The following is a 22,553-nucleotide window of genomic DNA, read 5'->3' as shown; positions in this document are numbered from 1 at the left end:
GGTGACAAACCCGCGGGCCGGTGGGGGCTGGTCGCGCCCACGCGGCGGAGCCGCATATCGAGACAGCCCCGCGCCCCTTTCGGGGCGCGTCACCGCACCGGCGCAAGGCAAAGGCGGCGACACCGGATCCGATGGACCGGTGGCGCCGCCCTCGTTTCACGCGTCCCCGCGGCTCACTCCCGTTCGACGGTCACCGGCACGGCGTGCTGCCGCAGGACCGTCGCGTCCCGCTCCTCGCCGACCAGCTGCACGACCTCGCGCACGGGTGTGTCCAGGCTGGAGGAGCCTGCCTGGAGCACGATCTCGCCGGGCTCCACGATGCGGCGGCCGGCCAGGCCGGTGAAGGCCAGGCGGTCGGTGTGGACGTGGAAGTGGACCGTGGCCCGCTCGCCGGGGGCGAGAATCACCTTGGCGAAGCCGAGCAGGGCGCGTACGGGCCGGGTGACCTGGGCGACCGGGTCGACGGCGTACAGCTGGACGGTCTCGGCGCCCGCGACCGTCCCCGTGTTCCGCACCCGCGCGCGGACCGTGAACTCCCCGTCCGTCGTCACCTGTTCGCGGTCGGCGGTGAGCAGGTCGACCTCGAAGGAGGTGTAGGACAGCCCGTGGCCGAAGGGGAACGCGGGGGTGGGGTCGAGGTTGGACAGGAAGCTCTGCCGGTCGGCGAGCGGCGGGTGCAGGTAGGTGTAGGGCTGCCCGCCCGGCGAGGCGGGGATCTGCACGGGCAGCTTGCCGCTGAAGTTCGCCTTCCCGGCGAGGAGCCCGGCCACCGCCCGGCCGCCCTCCTCGCCCGGCAGGAACACCTGCACCATGGCCGCGGCGGCGGACGCGAACCGGCCCACGGCGTAGGGCCGGCCACTGCTGACGATCAGCACCACGGGCTTCCCGGCCGCCAAAACCGCCTCGACCAACTCCTCCTGGACACCCGGCAGTCGCAGGTCCTCGACGTCGCAGCCCTCCCCCGAGGTGCCGATGCCGAACATGCCCGCCTTGTCGCCGACGACGAGGACGGTGAGATCGGCGGCGGACGAGGCCGCCACGGCGGCGGGGATGCCGGAGGCGTCCTCGTCCCGGATCGGGCAGCCTTGCGTGAACTCCCACTCCACGCCCGGCAGTTCCTCGGCCAGCGCGGTCCGCAGGGAGACCGCCTCGACCCCGTTGCCGAGGTCGTCGCGCTCGGCGAGGACGTGGTTGGGGAAGCTGTAGCAGCCGAACATGGTGCGTACGTCGTCGGCACACGGGCCGATCAGCGCGATCCGGCCGCCGGCCGGGAGGGGCAGGGTCCCGTCGTTGGACAGCAGGACGGCACCGGCGCGGGCCACCGCGAGGGCGAGCGCGCGGTTCTCCCCCTTGTCGAGGTCGAGTTCGCCCGCGCGCAGGGCGGGGGGCCGCGAGTCCCAGTCCGGGTCCAGCAGCCCGAGCTCGACCTTCTGCCGCAGCACCCGGCGAACGGCGCGGTCGACCAGGTCCTCCTCGACCGCGCCCTGCTCTACGGCGTGCACGAGGGCGTCGCCGAAGCCGCGCTGGTCGGGCAGTTCGACGTCCAGGCCGGAGCGCAGGGCGAGCGCCCCGGCGTCGGGCAGGTCGGCGGCGACCCGGTGGGCGGTCACCAGGAAGGGCAGGGACCAGTAGTCGGAGACGACGGTGCCCTCGAAACCCCACTGCTCGCGCAGGACTTCGGTCAGCAGCCAGCGGCTCGCGGCGGGTGCCTCGCCGTCGATCTCGGCGTAAGAGTTCATGACCGAGCCGACGCCCGCGGCGACGAGCCGTTCGAAGGGCGGCAGGATCACGTCGAGGAGCTCCCGGCGGCCGGCGTGGACGGGGGCGTGGTTGCGGCCGCCCATGGAGGCGGAGTAGCCGGCGAAGTGCTTGAGGGTGGCGTACACCCCGGCGCTCTGCAGGCCGGTGACATACGCCTCCCCCATTTCCCCGACCAGGTACGGGTCCTCGCCGTAGGTCTCCTCGCAGCGGCCCCAGCGGTAGTCGCGGATCACGTCGACGACCGGGGCGAGCCCCTGGTGGACGCCCGCCTCGGCCAGGTCGGCGCCGATGGCCTCGCCGACCCGGCGGATCAGCTCCGGGTCGAAGGTGGCCGCCATGCCGAGCGAGGTGGGGTAGATCGTCGCGCCGTAGGCGGTGAAACCGGTCAGGCACTCGTCGTGCGCCATGGCCGGGATGCCGAGCCTGCTCTGCTCCATGATCTGGCGCTGGCGCTCGGCCAGGGCCCGGGAGAGCTCCAGAGCGGGCCGGGGCAGGGTGCCGTAGGGGCGGGTGAGCTGGCCGAGGCCGTGCCGGGCGGTCTCGGTGAGGTCGCCGACCCGGTCGAAGATGCTGGTGCCCGGCGCCACTTCCGGGCCGGCCGGTTCGACGTCCTCCCAGGCGCTGCTGAGCTGCGCGACCTTCTCGGCGAGGGTGAGCCGGGCGAGCAGTGCCTCGACCCGGTCGGCGACGGGGAGGGCGGGGTCGGTCCAGGCACGGCCGTCCTCCTCCTGGGGGAGGCCGCCGTGGTCGGGCATGATGGTCGTCATTCACGACTCCTCAGGGAGTTGCGCGGGCATGCCGACGGGGCCGGGCGCCGGGCCCGGCCGTCGTGCGGGGTGAACTGCCCGGTGATATGGGCTGCTTGATGCCTTGGCTGATTGACTGCTTGGCTACTTGGAGAAGCCCGCGGTGAGACCGGCGACGAGCTGGCGCCTGGCGAGGATGAACAGCGCGAGCATCGGCAGAGTGGAGAGCACCACCGCGGCCATGGTGGCCGGTACGTCGATGCCGAACTGGCCCCGGTAGAGGGTCAGCGCCAGCGGCAGTACGGCCTTGTCGCCGCTCTGGGTGAGGATCAGCGGGAAGAGGAAGCCGTTCCAGACCTGGAGTCCGTCGTAGACGGCGACCGTCATCAGGGCCGGGCGGGCCAGCGGCGCCGCCAGCGACCAGAGCATGCGCCAGTCGCCGGCCCCGTCCACGATCATCGCCTCGAACAGGGAGCGGGGCACGTCGCGCAGGAAGCTCACCAGGATCATCACGGTGATCGGCAACGCGAACGCGGCGGAGGGCAGGACGATCGCGAGCAGGCTGTCGTACAGCTGCATCCTGATGATCAGCAGGTACACGGGGATGATCACGGCCTGCAACGGGATCGCCAGGCCCAGCAGGAACAGCCGGAACGACAGCCGGGACAGCCGGCTGCCGGCGCCGCGGACGATCGCGAACGCGGCCATGAGGGCGAAGGCGACCGCGAGCACCACCGTCCCCGCGGTGACGACCACGCTGTTGAGCAGATAGGTCGTGAAGTCGCCGTCCAGGACGGCCCGGTAGCTGTCGAGCGTCGGGTGGCCGGGCAGGGCCAGTGGGCTGTCGGCGGTGAAGTCTGCGCGGCTGCGCAGACTGGTCACCACCAGCCAGTACACGGGTACGACGACGAGTGCCGCCCACAGGATCGTGGCGCCGCCGGTGAGGGCGCGGCGGAGGATGCCGGGCACGGGGTTGGGCCGTACCGGCCCGGGGGCCGCCGTTCCCCGGGCGGGGAGGTCGTCCCGTCCGGTGGCGGCGCGGGCCTTGGTCACGGTGGTGCTCACATGCCCTCCTGCCGGCTGTCCATCCGGGTGAAGCCGGACAGCCGGGTGGTCAGCAGCGACAGGCCGAGGCCGAGGACCACCAAGAGGGTGGCGACGGCGCTGGCCCGGCCCATGTCATGGGCCTGGAATCCGGTGATGTACATGGCGAGGGGGAGGACGCGGGTGGCGGTGCCGGGACCGCCGGTGCCGCCGGACAGGACGAAGACCAGGTCGAAGTAGGTCAGCGAGCCGACGAGCATGAGCGTGCTGGAGGTGACCATCGTGTACTTCAGCTGCGGCAGGGTGATGTGCACGAAGCGGGCCATGGGCCCGGCGCCGTCGAGCGCCGCGGCCTCGTAGAGAGCCGTCGGAATCTGGCGTATGCCGGCCTGGTAGAGCAGGGCGTGGAACGGAACGAACTGCCAGGCGATCACGAAGATCACCGTGTACAGCGCCAGGTCCGGCGAGCCCAGCAACGGCTGCGCCAGCCAGTGCAGGCCGGGCGTGGCACCGATGCCGAAGGACGGATCGAGCAGCGCCTGCCAGGTCAGGCCGATCGCCACCGCGGAGAGCAGCAGCGGGAGAAAGAAGAGGACGGCGAACAGCGCCCGCACCCGGCCCCTCGGTGCCTGGAAGACACCGAGGGCCAGGGCGATCGGGGTCTGCACCAGCCAGCTCACCACCATCACCTTGAGCGTGAGCCCGAGCGCCTGCCAGGTGGCGCCGTCGGTCAGGACGTCGCCCCAGTTGGCGAGGCCGGACCAGCCGATGGAGCCGAGGCCGTCCCAGCGGGCGAGGCTGAGCGCCGCCACCCCGACGAGGGGGACGAGGCCGAACAGGCCGAAGAGGAGGAGTGCGGGGGCGGCCATGAGGAGGCCGCTGCCCCCTCTCCGGCCTCTCCGGCCGTTTCGGCGCGCGGGGATGGTGACCGTCACGACCCCGCCTTGCTCATGTTCACACCGAAGTCGGCGGGCGCGATCTGGCGCAGGAACGACTTGTCCGTGTTGGTCAGCAACGGGTCCGCCTGGTCGGACGGGAGTGCCTGGTCCCACGAGAGCTGGAAGGTCGGCGACTTCTCCACGAGGTCGTAGACGAAGGTCAGCCACTCCTTGTCCGACGACGACTTCACCGCCGCCAGCTTCGACTCCAGACCGTTGACCGGCGGCACGCTGCCGGCGGCGAGGTAGGCGTCGACCTGGGAGTCGTCGAGGACGTAGTCCTTGAGGTAGGTGAGGGCCGCGGACCTGTTCTTGGTCGAGGAGTTCAGGGACAGGAAGTTCGAGGGGTTGCCGACGATGCTGTTCGGGTCGCCGGCACCGCCGGACAGCGAGGGGAAGGCGGTGTAGCCGAGGTCGCTCTTCAGGAAGTCGGGATCGGCCTTGGCGATGTTGGCGTACTCCCAGGTGCCCATGACCTCCATGGCCGCCTTGCCCGTGTAGAGCAGGGCCGTGGAGGCGCCCTGGTCGTAGTTGACGGAGGAGGCGTTGTCCCCGAAGGCGCCGGCCTCGGCCAGGTCCTGGAGCTTCTGGTTGGCCTCGGTGACCGACGGGTCCTTCCAGACCGCCGTGTCACCGGAGGCGATCTTCGAGAACACCTCGGAGCCGCCCTGGCGGTCGAGCAGGTACTCCAGGTACATCAGCGTCGGCCACTTGGAGTTGGCGGCGAGGGAGAGCGGCGTGACGCCCTCGCCCTTCAGCTTCTTCACGGCCGCCAGCAGGTCGTCGTACGTCTTCGGCGGCTCGACGCCCGCGTCGGCCAGCACCTTCTTGTTGTAGTAGAGGACGACCGGGGCGAGGCCGTTGGCGGGGACGCCGTAGACCTTGCCGTCGAAGGTCGCGCTCTGTATCACGCTCGGGGTGAACCGGTCCGTGTCCGCCTCGGCCGCCGTCAGCGCGTCGACCTTGCCGGCCTTGACGTAGTCGTTCAGGGCCCCGCCGCCCCAGCTGAAGAAGATGTCCGGGGCCTGGTTCGCGCCGAAGGCGACGCGCAGCTTCTGCTTGTAGTCGTCGTTGGCGAACAGCCGCAGGGTGATCTTCTCGTCGGGGTGGTCCTTGTTGTAGGCGTCGACGGACTCCTTGAGGATCGTCTGGTCGTTCAGCGCCCACATCGTGAGGCCCTTGCCGGACGAGTCGGCGGACGATCCGGACGGTCCCGAAGTCCCGCACGCGGCAAGGCCCATGGCCGCCGTGAGAGTGATCGCGGACGCGACGACGCATCGAACTCTCGGACCGCCGAGAGTTCCGCGAGTTCCGTTGACCGGGATTCCCCGCATGGTGTGCCCCTTTTCTTTCCACATGCCGTCGGTGGCCAGACAGATCGGAGACCCGTACGAAAGGGTTTCGGATGCCACGCTTCCGACGGCCTGCCTGCTGGCCGGGACACTGACACGGAATTCACGACCGGGACAAGGACGGGAAATGCCCCGGTTACGAAATACTTTCGCGATCCCGGGGCGGCGACGGGGGCAAGCGGTCGCTCAGATCTCCTGGGTCTTGTAGGAACTGGGGGCGCGCAGGGCGACTCGGCGCAGCAGGTCGACGGACTTGGTCACGCCTTCGACGGGTTCCATGAGGACGTCCTCGTGCTCGATGCTCAGGACGTCGTCGTAGCCGGCCCGGCGCAGAGCGAGGCAGAAAGCGCGCCAGAACGCGTCGTCGTGGCCGTAGCCGAGGGTGACGTAGTTCCAGGAGCGTTCCTTCGCGGCCATGACCGGGAGCGTCTCCAGCCTGCTGGTCAGGGCCTGGCGGGAGGGTTCCAGGCGGGTGTCCTTGGCGTGCACGTGGAGGATCGCCTCGCCGAGGGACTCGATGGCGGCGAGCGGGTCGGCGCCCATCCACATCAGGTGGCTGGGGTCGAAGTTGGCGCCGACGACCGGGCCGACCGCCTCGCGCAGGCGCAGGAGTGTGGGGACGTTGTGGACGGCCTGGTGGGCGTGCATCTCCAGGGCGAGTTTGCGCACGCCCTGCGCTTCGGCGTGGGCGACGAGGCCGCGCCAGTACGGGAGTACCTTCTCGGTCCACTGCCAGGCGAGGATCTGGGTGGTCTCCGGCGGCCAGGAGACGGTGATCCAGTTGGGGTTGGCGTCACCCGGGCCGCCCGGCAGGCCGGACATCATCACCACGCGGTCCAGGCCGAGGGCGATCGTCCTGCGCGCGACCTGGTCGTGCTCGCGGCCGCTGGGCCCGGGGTGCAGAGGATTGCCCGAGCAGGTGAGAGCGCTGATCGCGAGGCCCCGGTCGGCGACCTTGGCCAGCAGGTCGCGGCGCGCGCTCTCGCTCCCGAGCAGCCGGTCGACGTCGACGTGCGGGGCGGTGGACCAGGCGCCGGTGGCGAATTCGACGTAGTCCAGGCCGAGTTCGGCGGCCAGATCGAGTGTCTCGTCGAGCGTGAGCTGCCCAACGCTGTCGGTGTTGAGACCGATCTTCATGGGGTGTCCTGTCTGCGGTGGGGGTGGGTCGGCGATAGAGGCCGGGTCAGCGATAGAGGGCGGGGCGGTCGACGAGTTCCACCTCGACGCGTCGGCCCTCGGTCAGGGCGCGCACGCCCGCCTCGCAGATCGCGGCCACGGCGTAGCCGTCCCAGGCGCTGGGTCCGGTGGAGCCAGGTCGCGAACTGCCGTTCGTGCCGGTCGGTGTTGTCGATCTGCGGCAGGCCCAGTGCGCGCCAGGCGCGGTTGGCCTCGGCCAAGGGCACGGACAGGGCCCTCAGCTGTCGTTCCGGATCGTCGTCGTCGAGGAGCCGCATGAGGTGTTCCGCGTCCGGTGCGCCGGTCCGGGCGAGCCAGGCCAGGGGGGCGGCACGGTCGGGGAAGTCCTCGACGCGTTGTTGAAGTTGCTCCGCGAGGTCGAGGTCGAGGCAGGCGAGGAGCGGCACGAGCCGCGCGCTGCCGGAGCGCTGCGAGGCCCGCTCGGCGAGGACGGCCCGCAGATGGTGCTGCCGCAGTTCCAGGACGTCCGCGAGATCCTCCTCGGGCACGTCCTCCGTCTTCAGGCCCCGCTCCTCCAGCCGCACGCCGCCACTCCGTCACCTCTGCCTCGTCCGGATCGCGGACGACGACACTCCCCTCCGCGACGAGCCGCTCGACGGAGGTCCGTCGCCTTCACGCGCCGCGCCCGGGCCACGGGTCTCTCGCTGTACGGCACGCAACTCCGTCGCCGAGCCGCCGGCCGCGTCCCCTCACCACCCGGTGCGGCGGTCTCGGGCTTTCCCAGGCCCGAAGCAGCACCCATATCCGCGTCATGCGCCGACGCGCGGCGATCCGGGTGGTGGCCGTGCTGGACGTAGAGTGTCCGGCCGGCGTGACCCGGACCTCGACAGCACCGCCTCCACGGGTGACCGTCACCAACCCGCGGTCCCGCAGTGCGTATACCGAACGCCACCCACACGCGCCCTGTACGTCGAAGGTCTCACCCCCCACGAGACGACCGAGCAGTGCCTGCTGCCGCTCGTTCAGAGGGGACCACCGATGCATGGAACCAGCCCACACCGTCCCCTGACGCTCCGCAATGACTCGTACGAATGACGGCCCCCCCAACGCATCGACACGTGGGGACCAGAACACCCACAGTGAGCCGAACTCTGGTCGTCACCTCCGGAATGTCAGAGGCATGAGCCACCATAGGCACCGCAGCTATGACGAAACGTGGGGGAAAGCATGACCACTGATGAGCCGCGCTCCGGGCTACCCATCGAATTCCTGCTCGCCGTCGTCGCGGAGGCGGGCCCTGGCTCTCCGCCGATAGGTATGGCGCTGGAGAAGGCCCGAGAGTTGCCGGAAGGAACCCATCGCGACGATCTCCTGCTGGCGCTGCTCAGTGGCGCACTCAGCACCTCCGCTCCACAGTGGACACTCCAGGCCGCCGTCGACAGCGGGCTGCAGAAGGAAGCCCAGCCGTACGAGGGCTCGCTTCTGCTCCTGGCCCGCGTAGCGCTCGCACACCCCTCGTGCCCAGGTTCACTGCGCCAGGAGGCACTGCGCCGTTGCACCGTCGCACAACTGGGCGCTCTCGGTCGCGAAGGCTGTGGTGACGCACTGGCCTCAGCTGTGGTGTCCGAGTTGAAGGACCGTTGCCCGCAGAGGCAGCCGATGAGTCCTGAGCTGCTGAAGGAGCCCGGAGTCCCCCAGCTGCTCCTGCGCGAATCCCGTCTGCACGATGCCGTGTTCTTCGCCACGCTCGACCTCCTCCCGGAGTTTCCTCGGCTCCGCGCCAAGGACGAATCCGAAGAGGACGGCGCCCTCACGCGCTTCGACAGCTTCTGGGCCGCCCGGGAAGCCTGGAACGGCATGTGGGAACACATCGTTACCGTGCAGACCAGCCGCCACCGTCAGCTGATCGACTGGGCGCAGGACAACCGCTCCCGGACCACCATTCGAGATCACCTCCTCGGAACTGTCCCGTGGCACGTGGAACCGTCCTTGCTGGAAGAGATGGCCACCGAGGACCTCGCCGGCTTCGCCGTCAGCGACCTGATCACTCGCCTGTGCCAGATGCTGCGGGACGGAATCTCCGAGGACGAGGTCCGTGCCCGGCTCGCCGTCGAGCTCGACACCCTGAAGCCCGAGGTCCACGACCGCATTGAGGACTACTTCGACAACTCTGCCGACATCCGAACGTTCGGCCTGCATGCAGCAGTCTCCTGGGCCTCATCCAACGCGAACGGCTCCTGGCACTACATCCTCACCCCCGCGGAAGCGAAGACTTCCTACGGCAGGCCGCACGGCTGGCTGGCATCCGAGGAACTCCTCGCCACGCTCGGCCGGCGCTTCGCAGCCGCGGCCGTGAAGGCCCTGCACCTGTGGGAGCCCGACCCGGACTCCGTCCGCCCGAGTCCCCGAGACCTGCGCTGGCTGCATGCGGCACTGCTGCATCTACCGCACGTGACGGAGGAAGTGAAGGAGAAAGCCCGTGCCGTGGTTGGGCACATCCGTCCTCGCTCACGCAGCCCCTGGGAACGCGTCGACCACGAGACGCAGCAGGAAGACCGTCGGCTCGCCGAGCTTCGCACGGCGATCGAACGCATCCTGGGTGACCCTGCCGCGCCGTCACGCGGATCGGCACTCGGAGACCCCCACCAGGTCACCGTCCGCGACCTGGCACGCGCCTCCGACGAGGTCCTCAGCGACTACCTGACCCGGCATGCCGGAGACGACGCTCTCGTGGAACTGGCACTGCTGTCCTTCGCCAGTTCCACGTACCGGTCGAAGCCGTCCTTCTCCGAAATCCTGGCACTCCACTCCTCCCCGAAGGGAGCCCTGGCCCAGATCACCACAGAACTCCGGAAGCGCCTGGGCGGCGGACCCAACCTGAGGGAGGCGTGGACCCGTCAGGTGCTGGCGCTGCCGGACCTCACACCCGAGGTGATTCGAGCCCTGCCGGCGTGGACGGCCCTGACCGTCGGTGGCCCCCGCTACAGAACAGCCCACAAGGCCGTGGCAGCGGTGGTACTGGACGCGCTCGGCGACAGCGACGAGGCATGGTCCCGCTTCGCCACCAGTCCGGCGTCATACTCCGGACCGACGGCATGGCTACGACTCGGAGACGTCCTCAACGCCGCCGTACAGGGAACGGACTGGCCGACTCCGCCGAACTCGAAGTGACTGCCTGACGAAAACGCCTTCCGGAGGAACGAGAAGATGTTCTTCGATCAGGCGGCGAAGCATCGCGACAGGACGAACACGCAAGAGACCCCCCAGCCGGGCAAGCCCACGGGCGTTCTTCAGCGCGTTTTCTGTCACATCCCTATCACGAACCCCGTAGACGCTCTCGCGCCACGGTGCACTGCCCTGGTCTTACCCGTTCGTCTTCGACCAACTGGACGCTCCCTACGACCTGTGCCATGTGGTACCCGCACACGCGGCGACTCCCGTAGGGCGTCACGCTTCCCGCTGCTCACGCCCTGCACACACGGAGGCACGGGATCAGTCAAGATCCGGACCATACGCGGGCCAGCCAAGCCGAGAATGCCACCGCCTACACCATCACCGCAGTTCAGGGGCTCGAATGCGCCGTACCACCAGCAGACCAAGAATCTTCTGGTGCCGTACTCGCCGAAGAAGCTGGGCTTCTTCTAGAGGCATGGAAAAGGGCGCCTGAACTGGGGAAACTCCCAGCCAGGCGCCCTTCATTAGCCGCAATCAAGGAGCGAGGCGAAATGCTTCCTTACTCCCAGTTCATCCCACCGTCATCCCCGCCCTGACCAGCTGGTCCGGAATATTTCCGGACCAGCCTGCGCCTAACCCGGCGTCCGCGTCGCCTCCCACTGGTTCATCGAATGCTCGATCAACTGGTTGGCGCGGTCACGTGTTCCGGCCAAGAACTTCGCGTAGTAGCGGAAGAGCACCTGGATGCTCTGCCCGGCCCTGCGCGCGCATTCCGCGGGGTCAACACCGGAGGCCAGCCAGAACGAGATGCCAGCATGGCGTAGGTCATAGGGCCGCTTTGCGAGGTTCAACGCGTGTTCGTCCACCGTGAGGACGGCCTCTCTGGCACAGTCCCACGTGATGTTGTAGGCGGAAGTGTCGACGTATTTACCTGCCGCGTTTTGGAAGATCCGACCGTCCGGAGCCACACCGAAGCAGGCAACGTGATCGCGGAGCATCCGGACAAGGACGGGCGGGATGGGGACAGGGCTCGTGGCCTTTGCCGCGCGACGCTTCAATGAGTGAATCTCATGGACAGCGCCATCGTCCGTCCAGTCCTTTCCCGCTGTGACAACCCCGCCGTGAAGGTTGAGTAGCCCCCAGCCGGTTACGGGAAGGCGGCACTGGGACTTCTTGAGATGGATCACCTCCGCCGGACGCATTGCGGCGTAGTACATGCAGCCGAAGAAGGCGTACAGGTGAGCTCCTCGTCCCGCCCGCTTCGACGTACCGGTGCTCGTCTCCCCCTCTCGTAAATCGTTCCTGCGGACGCTCACCGGCAGCAGTCTTTCCGCCATCGGTCCGGCCACTCTGGCGGCGGAACTGTATGCCGCGCGCAGCGGGGCGGACTTCATTCGCACCCACGACGTCGGCGCCCTCCGCGATGCGCTCACGGTTTTCGAAGCCCTGGAATCGGCAAAGGAGGGGGGTTGGTGATGCGGCGGTGAGCGTGCCGGCTCCTGCCTGTGTGCTACCGAACCGCCGGCACCTCTCGCTGATCCGGTCCCGCGTAGGAGGCGAGGGGCCGGATCAGCGCGTTGTGGGCAAGCTGTTCGGTGATGTGAGCCGTCCAGCCGGTGATGCGGCTCATCACGAAGACCGGCGTGAAGGCGGGGATGTCGAAGCCCATCAGGTGGTAGGCGAGCCCGGCCGGGTAGTCCAGGTTGGGGTGGATGCCCTTACGGGTGAGCATGGCGTGCCGCAGCGCGGCGTGCAGGGTGGCCAGCCGGGTCACCTCCGGATCTGTGGCACGGGCCACCAGTCGGTCCAGGGCATCCTGCATGATCGGGACGCGGAAGTCGCCATGCTTGTAGACCCGGTGCCTCCTGCGCGCTGAGTTCGTCCACGAAGCCGAGCCCGACGATGTCCAATGGACGATCGGCGCGTACGAGAGCCCGGTCGGCGAGCGCCTGTGGCATGCCACCGCGACCACCACGGTGCCGGTGGAGATCATGCGCGTGCTCCTCGACAGCCTCGCCTCCGGTGACGCGCCTCAGATCGCGGCAGGAAGCCAGGTCTCGGAGGCGGCCATCGGCGAGGCCACACGCCCCCTGGCCGACGCGGGCTGGGAGCACACCGCCGACGGCCGCTGGATCCGCTGGCAGGCACCGGGAGATCACCCCGCCGGCGTCCAGTTCGACGCCTTCGCCGCGCAGGCCCATCCCAGCACTCTGCCCGCGTGGACGTTCTGGGCCGGCGGCGACTCCGAGACCCCCAGGTGGGCACTCCACTTCTCACCGCACGCGGCGTCCTCGGTACTGCAGGACGTGGCCTTCGAGGTGGCACACGGGCTCACGCAGAGCCCGGTTACGGCCCGTTCCAGGGGCCCGCACACCATGAGTCGTACCGACACCCACGCGTCGTTTCGGCAAGGGGACCGTGACCCGTTACAGCAGCCTCGTGCTCATCGGATCGTGTGAACCGCGTTGCGGCAAGCCGCGATCGTGTCGTCGAGGGTGGCGTGAACACGTAGGCCCGGACGCGCATGGCTGAGCTGCGCCACGACGTTTGTGCGGCGCACGTCATCAACGTCAGCGCCGACGATGAGGTCCGCGTCCTGGTCAGCGGCTGCCATACCCAACTCGTACAAGGCAATGGGCTGGTGGCTGGTCGGAGACGCAGGGAACCAGAACAATCGAATTTCAGCGCGACGCAGGTGTCGGTACTCCCAACTCACGTGATCTTGCTCGGCGTTCGGGTTGAAGCGCGCGAGTTCGCGGATTCTTGGATGCGGTCACGCTCCAACCCACGCATCGATTGGAGCTTTGAAAGGACCTGTGCGCGAGTTCGCCGCTCTAGCACTCGGACAGATTCGATCGTACGAGTCAAGGGTGACGGCCACTCGTTCGGCCGGTCAGGGCCCTTTCGCGCTGTCAGACTCCCGGGAGGGAACGCGCCGGTGGGGCGTGGGCGAGGCGGGAGCGGCGAGGCAGGGTGGGCGTGACCGAGCGCGGTACGGCCGGTGGTGCCGCTCCGGACGGGGCGGGGCCGGGCGTGACGGACCACGGCGTGCCGCGCGCACGCGCGGTGACGGAGGACCGGCCGGGCGGGCGACAGTGCGGTGGCGGACCCGGCGGGCAGCGGCGGGACGAGGGGGCGGCGCGTGCGGGGCCGCGGCACGTGGCCTGCGTGATGGACGGCAACGGCCGTTGGGCGCAGCGGCGTTCGCTTCCCCGTACGGCGGGTCATCGGGCCGCGGAGACCGCCATCATCGACGTCATCGAGGCGGCCCGGGCCGTCGGCGTGGAGTGGCTCAGCCTGTACGCCTTCTCCACCGAGAACTGGAACCGTCCTGGCACCGAGGTCGAATTCCTGATGCGTCTGGTGCGGCGGGTTGTGCGCAAGCATGCGCCGCTGCTGCTCGCGCGCGGCATCCGCTGCCGCTTCCTCGGGGTCGCCGACCCGCGCATCCCCCGTGAACTGGCCCAGGACTTCGACGACTTGGCGGCGCTGACCGCCGACAACCGGGGGATGACGCTGACCGTCGCCTTCGACCACGGCGGGCGCCGGGACATCGTCGAGGCCGCAAGGTCGCTGATCCGCAGCAAGACGCCCGCCGACGAGGTGACCGAGCGGCTCTTCGCGGACCACCTGCCTTTCCCCGACACCCCCGATGTGGATCTGGTCATCCGCACCTCCGGTGAGCAGCGCATCTCCAACTTCATGCTCTGGCAGGTCGCCTACGCCGAGTGGGTCTTCCCCGAGGTGCTCTGGCCGGACTTCCGGGGTCCCGACTTCCTCGCCTGCCTGCACACCTACCGGCGCCGCGACCGCCGCTTCGGCGGCGTGCCCGCCCGGACGAACGGAGACCCATCATGACCACCGAAACCACGGGAACGGCCGACGAGGCATCCCTGTTCGGCCCGAAATCGCAGTTCAGCGCCTTCTTCGACGACCCGCGCTGGGCCCTGGCCGTGATCCGCGCCACCGTACTGGAGGCCGCTCACCCGCAGATCGGCGCCGCCCTCGTCGACAACTCCACCTTCGTCGCCCACCCCTGGCGCCGACTGCGCAACACCTTCCTCAGCATGCGGCGCATGTTCGGCACCGACCCGGCGGTACGCGAACGGGAGGCCGCCCGACTCAACCGGCTGCACGCCCGCATGAGCGGCTCCGACTCCCGCGGCCGCGCCTACGACGCGATGGACCGCGCGACCCGCGCCTGGGTGGTCGCCACCCTCTTCGAGAGCGCCGTCACCATGTGCCGGCTGAGCGGCCAGCCGCTCGACCAGGACACGATGGAGCGGATGTACGCCGAGTACCGCGCGTTCCTCGCCGCGCTCGACGGCGACGCCGCAGAACTCCCCGAGGACCTGAACGACTTCTGGCGATATTTCGACCGGGTCGTCGAAAACGAGCTGGAGAACACCGAGGCGGCCCGCGTCATCCTCTACCGGCTCTTCGATCACCTGCCCGCCCCTGCGCTGCTCGACGGCGCGCCGACACTGTGGGCGGCCGGCCGCGCTGTCGCCGGTCCGCTCCTCGGCGCGATCACCGTCGCCTCGCTCCCCGAGCCCTACCGGCGCCGGGCCGGCCTGCCCGAGATGCCCGGCGCCCCAACGCTCATGCAGGGCGCCTACCTCGCCGCCGGGCTCGCCCGATTCCTGCCCGAGGGCTGGATCAACGCCGAGAGCATCATCGAAGCCCTCTCACTCTCGCCCGACAGCGACGACCCCCGCGCCCGCACCGTAACCGCCCTGCGCGCCCGCATGAAGCGGGCATCGGCCCTGCTCCGCCTCCTCACACCACTGAGCGGCGACACCAACCCCGACCCGGCACCTTCGGCGGGCACAGAAGAGAACCGACGCTCGGCGGAGGAGTTCTTCCGCCGAGTGCTGGACCAGACCGGCGACGGCCACCTCGACTGGCCAGACCTCGCCGCCATGGCACGCGAACTCTCCACCCGCCTCGACCTGGACGAACCCGAGGAGGCCCGGCTCTACGACGCCTTCGCCGCCTGGTGGCGCGAGCTCCAGGCCGCCCTCGACACGGACGGCGACGGCCGCGTCAGCGCCGAGGAGTACGCCACCGCCGTCCCCTCCCTCGCCGGACCCGCGCTCATCCGCGTTGCCGAGGTCCTCTTCGACGCCACCGACAAGGACGGCAACGGGAGCATCGACGCAGACGAGTACCGAACCCTCTTCCGCACCGCCTTCCACCGCGACCTCACCACCACCACCGCCGGCGCCTACGGCCGGAGCGCCTTCGTGGGCGACTTCCTCTCCTTCATGGCGGGCCGCCGCACGGGCACCCCGTACGACCCCCTCCTCGCCGACGCCTAACGAGCTCGTGCATGGGTTGGCGGCCACGGCTGCACGCTCCTGCACCTACGTCCCTTCTTGCGACTCAGGTACCGGCGAAACGCCCCTCGAGGGGTCATGCTGACCGCCGGATGGTCGAGGTCGAGGGCCGTGCGCTGGCTGACAAGCAGGTGGGGATGAGAACTCGCCTCGACAACGCCCCACAGGGCGCTCTGGTAACGCCACATGGGGGTCGGCAGCCAGCGGCGTGTGCAGCTCACCGAGACATTTTGGCGGTGCGTTCAGGGTGGGCGGCACTGACGTACCGCATGGCGGTCTGCTCGGTGATGCCGAACAGACGCATCAGTCTGAGGGGATCAGCGCTCTCGGCTGCTTCGTTGAGGATGCGGTCCTGATGCAGACCGCTCAACGTCAGTCCACGAGGCAGGGCTCCGCTCAGCAAGCCCATGCTGACGGGCGGATGGTCGGGCTCGACTGCGGTCTTCTGGCTGACCAGCAGATGGGGGTTGGCCGAGGCCGGCCAGCGCTGGTGGCGGTAGGTCGTCCAGTCGGCGGCAAGTTGGTGGGTGAGCTCCACTAGTGCAGCGGGAAGTCCACACGTCGCGGGTTGAGCACAACCACATCGAGATCATCGAGCGCGGCCGTCGTGGCCTTCTGCCAGTCGGGGCAATCGCTAATGCCGCCAGCCAAGAACCCACACGGACCGGGGCCGTCGAACTCTTCGGGCGCTTCGACGTAGCCGCCATCCGACGCGCACCGCCGTTGAAACCGCTGGACAACACAGACTGCGGCCAACCTTCCCGGTCAGAGCTCTTCCCCGCGTGCGCCGACACCTGGGCACCGGGGCAAGGCTTCGGCGTAGTCGCATGGCGTCCGATTTGTGGCTAAGTGAGGTCGACTTCAGCAAGATCGAAAACCTTCGCATCGCGCCATGCCGCGGGAGGGGGCGGCGACATCCCGCCATGGTGCGACACCGCCACCCGCCCTCCGACCCAGCCCTTGTTTCACCTATCGAGATTCGATAGATTCCCATCGTAGATCGATGGAAGGATGGGTCATGGGGAAGCTGACAGTGCGCGCGCTGCGCGCCGTGCTCGTGGTGGTGCTCACCGGCACCGTGTTCGTACAGGCATTGATGGTGTGGGCGTTGGTCAGCGGGAGCGACCCTGAGGACGGGTCGCTCCCGCTGACCCCGCTGCGCGTGATCACGATCCTGGGCATCGGGACGGCCCAGGTCGCCCTGGTCTGTGTATGGCGACTGGTAACGATGGTGCGACGCGGAACCGTGTTCTCCCACGCCGCCTTCCGGTACGTGGACGTCATCATCGGCGCGATCGTTGCAGCTGCTCTCGTGTGGTTCGCGGTCACGGCCCTGAATGCGCCCGGCCAGCGGGACGACCCGGGCGTCACCCTCATCATGGGCGGGATTGGCCTGGCCATCCTGGGAGTCGCGCTCATCGTGCTCGTACTGCGGATGCTGCTCGCCCAAGCCGTCGCCCGCGACGTCGAAGCGGCGCAGATGCAGGCCGAGTTGGACGAGGTGATCTGATGCCGATCGCCGTCGACATCGACGTGATGCTGGCCAGGCGGAAGATGTCCGTGGGCGAACTCGCAGACCGCGTAGGGATCACGCCCGCCAACCTGGCGGTACTCAAGAACGGCCGCGCCAAAGCGGTGCGCTTTGCGACGCTCGCCGCGCTCTGCGAGGTACTCAAGTGCCAGCCAGGCGACCTGCTGCGCTGGGAGGCCGAGGACACCGCGGGCGAATGAACCGTGCCTGCCGACGCGTCATCGCCGATCCCGCTTGCCTTTGACCAACTCCGCGAGCATCCCGGGGCTGTACCCGGGGAGATCCCGGGCCTGCTGGAGTGTCTGGCCGAGGTGCCCGACCCTCGCGATCCGCGCGGCGTACGGCACGCGCTGGTCGTCATGCTTGCGCTGACCGCGTGCGCGGTTCTGGCCGGAGCAACCTCCCTGCCGGCGGTGGGTGAGTGGATCACCGACGCCCCCGCCGTCCGTCCTAGGGCGTCTCGGCGTACGGCCCGATCCGCTGTCCCCGAAACGGTGCCTGCCGGCGGAGGCGACGGTGCGTCGGCTGCTGGGCCGCATCGACGGCGACGCGCTGGACCGGGCGGTGGGCCGCTGGCTGGCCGACCGGCGCGCTGGGGCCGACGGCCGGCTGCACGCAATGGCGGTCGACGGCAAGACCCTGCGCGGAGCGGCCAGGGCCACGGGCCGCAAGATTCATCTGCTCGCCGCCTGCGACCATCTCTCCGGCCTGGTCCTGGCCCAACTCGACGTTGGCGAGAAGACCAACAGGGCACGTGCGGGTGGGCCAGCAGAGAAGCATCGGCGGTACTTGCGTCTCCTCCGGGGAGGGACCCGCCGATGCTTCCGGATCTGGCTGAACATGATTCGGGATGACGCGATTCTCGTGGCCTTCGGGGCAACGCGCCAGCACCGGCGTGTGCGTGTTGACGTAGTCGCCGAGAATCGTTCCGCCCGGCTCGGTGACGCGCTGCCGGTACTGCGGCTCGGAGAGCCCGCGAATCCTGTCGGAGCAGGTGGCGCAGATTCCGCCGCCCGTGCTGATGTAGCTGGGCCAGGGACCGCACAGGGCAGCCCTACCAACTGCCGCTGACACCGCTCGCACAACAGTTCCAGCGGGCCATCAGCCGTGTCCGCCCAGCACGATCTTCCACACTCGGGTCGCCACCTGGAGGTTGAGCCGGTCCTCGACGTTCGCGAGGTCGTTGCCGCTGATGTCGCGGATGCGCTGGAGCCGATAGCGCAGCGTGCTGCGGTGGATCGCGAGGGATTCGGCGGTCTCGTCGTAGTTGCCGCCGCAGTCGAAGTACCGGGACAGGGTCTCCACCATGGTCGCGTGGTGCAGGGAGTCGTAGTCGATGAGCTGCCCGAGCCACTCGTGGACGAACGTCTCTAGTTCCCGGTAATCGTTGCCAGGTCCCAGGATGCGGTAGAGGCCAAGCTCGTCGAAGAACGTCGTGCCGTAGCGCTCGCGGGAGTAGCGGCGCACTTCCAGGGCGCGCTGCGCCTCCTGGTAGCGGTGGGGGATGTCGTCCAGGGAGTCGCAAGGGGCGCTCACCCCGATCGTCCCGGACCGTGTCCCGGTCTCCCGGGCGAGCGCCTCGTACAGCGCGCGGGCGTGCGGCCTGTCGTCGGCGACCAGGACCACGTGGTCGGAACGTCGGGTCAGCAGCGAGCGCATGCCCACGGCAGAGGCCGCCCGGCCCACGGTCTGCGCGAAGGAATCGTCCGCAGTCCGGTTCGACCACTGCACCACGACGACGTAGTGGCTGCGGTGCAGGTCGTGTCCGACTGCCTCGGACCGGGCGTAGGCGCTCGCCTCGTCCGTCCCTGCCAGGAGGTCGTCGACCAGCTCGCGGTGCAGCCTCAGCTCCACTTCGGCCAGATTGCGCAGGTGCGTCAGCTCCGGGGCGAGTGACGTGGCGGCGTGTTCCAGCGCGAGCACGGTGTGCTCGTCGGCCTCGTCCCGGGCATCGACCAGGGCCAGCACGCCCAGGATCTCGCCGTGCGGGCGGACCAGGGTGATCAGCCGGTCCTTTATCCGCACCGGCCCGGCCTGACGGGCGACGGCGTGCAGCATTTCATCCTGGCCCACGGGGTCCGGTTCGGGATAGGGGTCGGGGCGGCTGGGGCCGGTCCAGGACCTCAGCCGACCGAAGCGGTCCTCGACCAGCGCGGGGAGTCCAGTGAGCCTGTGCAGTGCGCGGGTGATGGCTTCCTCGCCGCCGCTCGAGGCAGCGACGTCGGCCATGAGCGCGTGAACGGCTCGCTGGTACCCCAGCTCAGCCACGACGGAGATCAGCTGCCGCTGGAGGGCTGCGCGTTCGTCCCTCAGTCGGTGCAGTTCCAGCGCGTCCTCGCGTTGGCGGCGGTGTGCGAAGGCGACTGACAGTGCAGCAGCGGTGTGCCGGACGAGCGTGGCGAGCAGGGATCGCTCGGCCTCGGTGGGTCGGGAGCGGGACGTCACCACGAGGTAGCCGTGGAGTCTCTCAAGTCCGCGTAGCCCCAGGGCCCAGCCCCAGGGCCGGCCGGGTACGGTCACAGGGCCGTCTTGCCCGTTCAGCTCCCGCACTCTACGGTCCACGGCCGAGGCACGGATCTGCCCGTCCCGCGGCCTGGGGACCAGCTCGCCGTCCACCCTGAGGTATCCGGCCTCGGCGCTGTATGGCCCTGCGGCGGCTATGTGGTCCATGGCCAGGCGCAGGATCTCGCCTTCGTCCCGAGTGTCGAACAGGGCGCGGGAGAGCGCCATCAGTTCGTGGGGGGCATGGTCGGCTGGGGTTGGAACGGGTGGGCGGGGCCCTCTCCGCGCGGCCGGGGGGTGTCGCCCGGCGCTGCCCCGCGGAAGGCTGCCCTCCCGGTCGGAGCGGCGGCGGTACAGGTCGTGCGCCCGGTTGCCGGCCATGGGATCACTCCGTTCTCCCCGAGCCTACAGGCGAGCGGTGGTACCCGCTCTCGGGCCGGCTCATCCGAGATGTTCGGATTCTTCCTCTAGTACTCGTGGGGCGACCGGACCCGTGCATTTCTGACTCGCCAGGCGCAGGCGTGGAGCCACTCGGCTCGCCACCCTGGGGAGTGTTCGAAACCGTCCGTGCGCACCGGCAGGAAGGACTGGGCGATGACCGAGCAGCATCGCAGGCCGGTTGCCTCGTACAAGACGTACCGGGAAGCCGAACGCGCCGTTGACCACCTCTCTGACCAGGGTTTTCCGTTGGAGAGGGCGGCGATCATCGGCCAGGACGTGCGCCTGGTCGAGCAGGTGATCGGCCGGATGAACTACGGCAGGGCCGCCCTTCACGGAGCGGCGAGCGGTGCGCTCCCCGGTGTCCTGATCGGCTGGCTCTTCGGCCTTGTGAACTGGCTCGACCCCGTCGTCTCCGCCCTGCTCCTCGCCCTGTACGGGCTGATCTTCGGAGCGATCGTCGGCGCGCTGTTCGGCATGCTGCTGCACGCCCTGCCGGGCGGTGGCCGGGATTTCGCCTCGCTCCGCTCGATGCAGCCGAGCCGGTACGAGGTCGTCGTGGACGAGGTGGTCGCCGACGAGGCTGTACGGCTGATCGGCGGGCTGCTGACCACCGGCATCCCACCCGTACCTGAACGAACGTGATCCGGAGAGTCGGCGCAGGCCGCCGTACCGGGAGGAGTTCCTCATGGCCAAGGCAGTGGGCATCGACCTGGGCACCACCAACTCGGTGATCGCCGTGTGGGAGGGCGGCGAGCCGTCGGTCGTGCCCAACAGCGAGGGCAACCGCACGACACCGTCCGTGGTGGCCTTCACCGACACCGGCGAGCGCCTGGTGGGACAGCTGGCCCGGCGCCAGGCGATCCTCAACCCCAAGGGCACCATCTACTCGGCCAAGCGGTTCATCGGCCGGCATTTCGACGAGATCTCCGACGAGGCCAGGGCGGTGGCGTACGACGTCGTCGAGGGCGACGGCGGGGCGGCCCGCTTCAAGGTGCGCGACAAGCTGTACGCGCCTGAGGAGATCAGCGCACAGGTGCTGCGCAAACTCGCCGACGACGCGTCCAAGCAGCTCGGGGAGCGGGTCACGGAGGCGGTCATCACGGTGCCCGCCTACTTCAACGACGCTCAGCGCACCGCCACCAAGGACGCCGGACGGATCGCGGGACTGGAGGTGCTGCGGATCATCAACGAGCCGACGGCGGCCGCCCTCGCGTACGGCATGGACAAGAAGCAGCACGAGACCGTCCTCGTCTTCGACCTGGGTGGCGGCACCTTCGACGTGAGCATCCTCGACGTCGGCGACGGCGTGGTGGAGGTGCGCTCCACCGCCGGCGACAGCCACCTGGGTGGCGACGACTTCGACCGGCGTCTGGTGGATTACCTCGCGGACGACTTCCAGAAGGAGAACAGCATCGACCTGCGCAAGGACCCGCAGGCACTGCAGCGACTTTTCGAGGCGGCGGAGAAGGCCAAGACCGAGCTCAGTTCGGTGACGCAGACGCAGGTCAGCCTGCCGTTCATCACCGCCGACGCCTCGGGCCCCAAGCACCTCACCGACTCGATCATGCGGTCCACGTTCGAGCAGATCACCGGCGACCTGGTGGAGCGTTGCCTGGGACCGGTCCAGCAGGCAATGGCCGACGCCAAGGTCGGCGAGAGCGACATCGACGAGGTCATCCTCGTAGGCGGCTCCACACGTATCCCGGCGGTCCAGGCCCTGGTCCGCCGGCTGACCGGCGGCAAGGCACCCAACATGAGCGTCAACCCCGATGAGGTCGTGGCCCTGGGCGCCGCAATCCAGGCCGGGGTGCTCAAGGGCGAGGTCAAGGACGTCCTGCTGCTCGACGTCACACCCTTGTCGCTGGGCGTCGAGACGCGCGGCGGAGTGATGACGAAGATCATCGAGCGGAACACCACCATCCCGGTGCGCCGCAGCGAGACCTTCTCCACCGCCGAGGACAACCAGCCGGCCGTCGATGTGGTGGTCCTCCAGGGCGAGCGCGAGAGGGCCGCCGACAACCGGGTGCTCGGCCGGTTCCAGCTCACCGACATCCGGCCGGCGCCGCGGGGCGAACCACAGATCGAGGTCACCTTCGACATCGACGCCAACGGCATCCTCAACGTCAGGGCCCGCGACCGGGACACCGGCAAGGAACAGGGCATCACCATCAGCGAGAGCTCCAACCTGGACCGCAGTGAGGTCGAACGCATGGTCCAGGAGGCCGAGCGCAACCGGGGCCAGGACCAGGCACTCCGCGAGGCCGTCGACGCCCGCAATGAGCTCGACGCCGTCGCGTACCAGGTCGAGAAGCGCCTCGCCGAACTGGGCGACGCAGCGCCCGCGCACGAGAAGGCACGCGCCGAGATGCTCGTGTCCGACGCCCGGGCGGCGGTCAAGGAAGAGGCGGGCGTGGAGCGCGTACGGCCCCTGACCTCCGAACTCCAGCAGGTGCTCGCCGGGCTGGTGGCCCATCAGGGCGCCGCCGCCACGGGCGGTCCCGGCCAGGACGCCGCCACCGGTGGTCCCACCAGTGGCGGTGGCGGTGGCGACGATGTCATCGACGCCGAGTTCGACAAGGACTGAGGCG

General features: G+C 69.4%; 18 protein-coding genes and 4 pseudogenes. 11 read left to right on the top strand and 11 right to left on the bottom strand.

Translation table 11 applies throughout. The annotated features are described in order from the left end of the window. Nucleotides 1-173: 173 nt before the first annotated feature. From AB0D57_RS29255 to AB0D57_RS29230, 6 genes and pseudogenes are all read right to left on the bottom strand, one after another. Nucleotides 174-2,528 (bottom strand): glycoside hydrolase family 3 N-terminal domain-containing protein, encoded by a 2,355-nt coding sequence (locus AB0D57_RS29255; RefSeq protein WP_362079357.1) that lies wholly within the window; start codon nt 2,526-2,528, stop codon nt 174-176. A 123-nt stretch (nt 2,529-2,651) separates the two neighbouring features. Then, the gene (locus AB0D57_RS29250; RefSeq protein ID WP_362079354.1) at nt 2,652-3,572 is read right to left on the bottom strand and encodes a carbohydrate ABC transporter permease; all 921 of its coding nucleotides are present in this window, start codon (nt 3,570-3,572) and stop codon (nt 2,652-2,654) included. Then, nucleotides 3,569-4,420: a sugar ABC transporter permease gene (locus AB0D57_RS29245; RefSeq protein WP_362079351.1), complete on the bottom strand. Its 852-nt coding sequence runs from the start codon at nt 4,418-4,420 to the stop codon at nt 3,569-3,571. Before AB0D57_RS29245 ends, AB0D57_RS29250 begins: the two co-directional genes overlap by 4 nt. Before the next feature lie 62 nt (nt 4,421-4,482). Further along, on the bottom strand, nt 4,483-5,823 hold the full coding sequence (locus AB0D57_RS29240) for an extracellular solute-binding protein (protein WP_362079348.1): 1,341 nt from the start codon (nt 5,821-5,823) through the stop codon (nt 4,483-4,485). Between the two features lie 204 nt (nt 5,824-6,027). Then, nucleotides 6,028-6,978 carry a sugar phosphate isomerase/epimerase gene (locus tag AB0D57_RS29235; protein WP_362079345.1) on the bottom strand — a complete coding sequence of 317 codons (951 nt, stop codon included), beginning with the start codon at nt 6,976-6,978 and terminating at the stop codon, nt 6,028-6,030. A gap of 46 nt (nt 6,979-7,024) precedes the next feature. Beyond that, nucleotides 7,025-7,147, bottom strand: a pseudogene (locus AB0D57_RS29230) (inositol 2-dehydrogenase); the annotation flags it as partial. A gap of 1,058 nt (nt 7,148-8,205) precedes the next feature. On the opposite strand from AB0D57_RS29230, the gene AB0D57_RS29225 reads away from it, so the two are divergent. Continuing rightward, on the top strand, nt 8,206-10,149 hold the full coding sequence (locus AB0D57_RS29225) for a hypothetical protein (RefSeq protein ID WP_362079342.1): 1,944 nt from the start codon (nt 8,206-8,208) through the stop codon (nt 10,147-10,149). A gap of 635 nt (nt 10,150-10,784) precedes the next feature. Here the strand turns inward: AB0D57_RS29225 and AB0D57_RS29220 are convergent. Then, nucleotides 10,785-11,369 carry a hypothetical protein gene (locus tag AB0D57_RS29220; protein ID WP_362079339.1) on the bottom strand — a complete coding sequence of 195 codons (585 nt, stop codon included), beginning with the start codon at nt 11,367-11,369 and terminating at the stop codon, nt 10,785-10,787. A 40-nt stretch (nt 11,370-11,409) separates the two neighbouring features. Between AB0D57_RS29220 and AB0D57_RS29215 the strand changes: the two are divergent. Beyond that, nucleotides 11,410-11,628 (top strand): annotated as a pseudogene (locus AB0D57_RS29215) (dihydropteroate synthase); the annotation flags it as partial. A 34-nt stretch (nt 11,629-11,662) separates the two neighbouring features. Here AB0D57_RS29215 and AB0D57_RS29210 read toward each other — a convergent pair. Continuing rightward, nucleotides 11,663-12,013: pseudogene (locus AB0D57_RS29210) on the bottom strand (citrate/2-methylcitrate synthase); the annotation flags it as partial. Between the two features lie 4 nt (nt 12,014-12,017). On the opposite strand from AB0D57_RS29210, the pseudogene AB0D57_RS29205 reads away from it, so the two are divergent. Further along, a pseudogene (locus tag AB0D57_RS29205) lies at nt 12,018-12,119 on the top strand (hypothetical protein); the annotation flags it as partial. A gap of 15 nt (nt 12,120-12,134) precedes the next feature. Continuing rightward, a complete protein-coding gene (locus AB0D57_RS29200; RefSeq protein ID WP_362079336.1) occupies nt 12,135-12,611 on the top strand; it encodes a hypothetical protein in 477 nt (158 codons plus the stop codon). Here the strand turns inward: AB0D57_RS29200 and AB0D57_RS29195 are convergent. Beyond that, nucleotides 12,596-12,913, bottom strand: coding sequence for a nucleoside 2-deoxyribosyltransferase domain-containing protein (locus tag AB0D57_RS29195; RefSeq protein ID WP_362079421.1), 318 nt, complete (start codon nt 12,911-12,913; stop codon nt 12,596-12,598). The genes AB0D57_RS29200 and AB0D57_RS29195 overlap by 16 nt on opposite strands. Nucleotides 12,914-13,311: 398 nt before the next feature. On the opposite strand from AB0D57_RS29195, the gene uppS reads away from it, so the two are divergent. Together uppS and AB0D57_RS29185 are read left to right on the top strand one after the other, a co-directional pair. Further along, entirely contained in the window at nt 13,312-14,010 is a 699-nt protein-coding gene (gene uppS / locus AB0D57_RS29190) for a polyprenyl diphosphate synthase (RefSeq protein ID WP_362079417.1), read from the top strand. Next, the gene (locus AB0D57_RS29185) at nt 14,007-15,473 is read left to right on the top strand and encodes an oxygenase MpaB family protein (protein WP_362079333.1); all 1,467 of its coding nucleotides are present in this window, start codon (nt 14,007-14,009) and stop codon (nt 15,471-15,473) included. The genes uppS and AB0D57_RS29185 overlap by 4 nt, the downstream gene beginning before the upstream one ends. Before the next feature lie 235 nt (nt 15,474-15,708). Here AB0D57_RS29185 and AB0D57_RS29180 read toward each other — a convergent pair whose 3' ends face one another. Continuing rightward, nucleotides 15,709-16,029: a hypothetical protein gene (locus AB0D57_RS29180; RefSeq protein ID WP_362079330.1), complete on the bottom strand. Its 321-nt coding sequence runs from the start codon at nt 16,027-16,029 to the stop codon at nt 15,709-15,711. 480 nt (nt 16,030-16,509) lie between these two features. On the opposite strand from AB0D57_RS29180, the gene AB0D57_RS29175 reads away from it, so the two are divergent. Genes AB0D57_RS29175 through AB0D57_RS29165 form a run of 3 tightly spaced genes read left to right on the top strand, consistent with a single transcriptional unit; the run spans nt 16,510 to nt 17,876 of the window. Further along, nucleotides 16,510-17,001: a DUF2975 domain-containing protein gene (locus tag AB0D57_RS29175; protein ID WP_362079327.1), complete on the top strand. Its 492-nt coding sequence runs from the start codon at nt 16,510-16,512 to the stop codon at nt 16,999-17,001. Then, complete coding sequence (locus AB0D57_RS29170) at nt 17,001-17,222, top strand: helix-turn-helix transcriptional regulator (protein ID WP_054237256.1); 222 nt, start codon at nt 17,001-17,003, stop codon at nt 17,220-17,222. The genes AB0D57_RS29175 and AB0D57_RS29170 overlap by 1 nt, the downstream gene beginning before the upstream one ends. A gap of 3 nt (nt 17,223-17,225) precedes the next feature. Continuing rightward, nucleotides 17,226-17,876 (top strand): transposase family protein, encoded by a 651-nt coding sequence (locus tag AB0D57_RS29165; protein ID WP_362079324.1) that lies wholly within the window; start codon nt 17,226-17,228, stop codon nt 17,874-17,876. A gap of 247 nt (nt 17,877-18,123) precedes the next feature. On the opposite strand, the gene AB0D57_RS29160 is transcribed toward AB0D57_RS29165, so the two are convergent. Then, nucleotides 18,124-19,905: a helix-turn-helix domain-containing protein gene (locus AB0D57_RS29160; RefSeq protein ID WP_362079321.1), complete on the bottom strand. Its 1,782-nt coding sequence runs from the start codon at nt 19,903-19,905 to the stop codon at nt 18,124-18,126. A 213-nt stretch (nt 19,906-20,118) separates the two neighbouring features. Here AB0D57_RS29160 and AB0D57_RS29155 point away from each other — a divergent pair, with 213 nt between their 5' ends. Further along, entirely contained in the window at nt 20,119-20,607 is a 489-nt protein-coding gene (locus AB0D57_RS29155) for a general stress protein (protein WP_362079318.1), read from the top strand. 43 nt (nt 20,608-20,650) lie between these two features. Continuing rightward, nucleotides 20,651-22,549, top strand: coding sequence for a molecular chaperone DnaK (gene dnaK / locus AB0D57_RS29150; RefSeq protein WP_362079315.1), 1,899 nt, complete (start codon nt 20,651-20,653; stop codon nt 22,547-22,549). The last annotated feature ends 4 nt before the right edge of the window (nt 22,550-22,553 follow it).

The sequence above is a fragment of the Streptomyces sp. NPDC048275 genome, from assembly GCF_040652275.1.
GTDB lineage: Bacteria > Actinomycetota > Actinomycetes > Streptomycetales > Streptomycetaceae > Streptomyces.
This window is presented reverse-complemented; position numbering and strand designations above follow the sequence as displayed.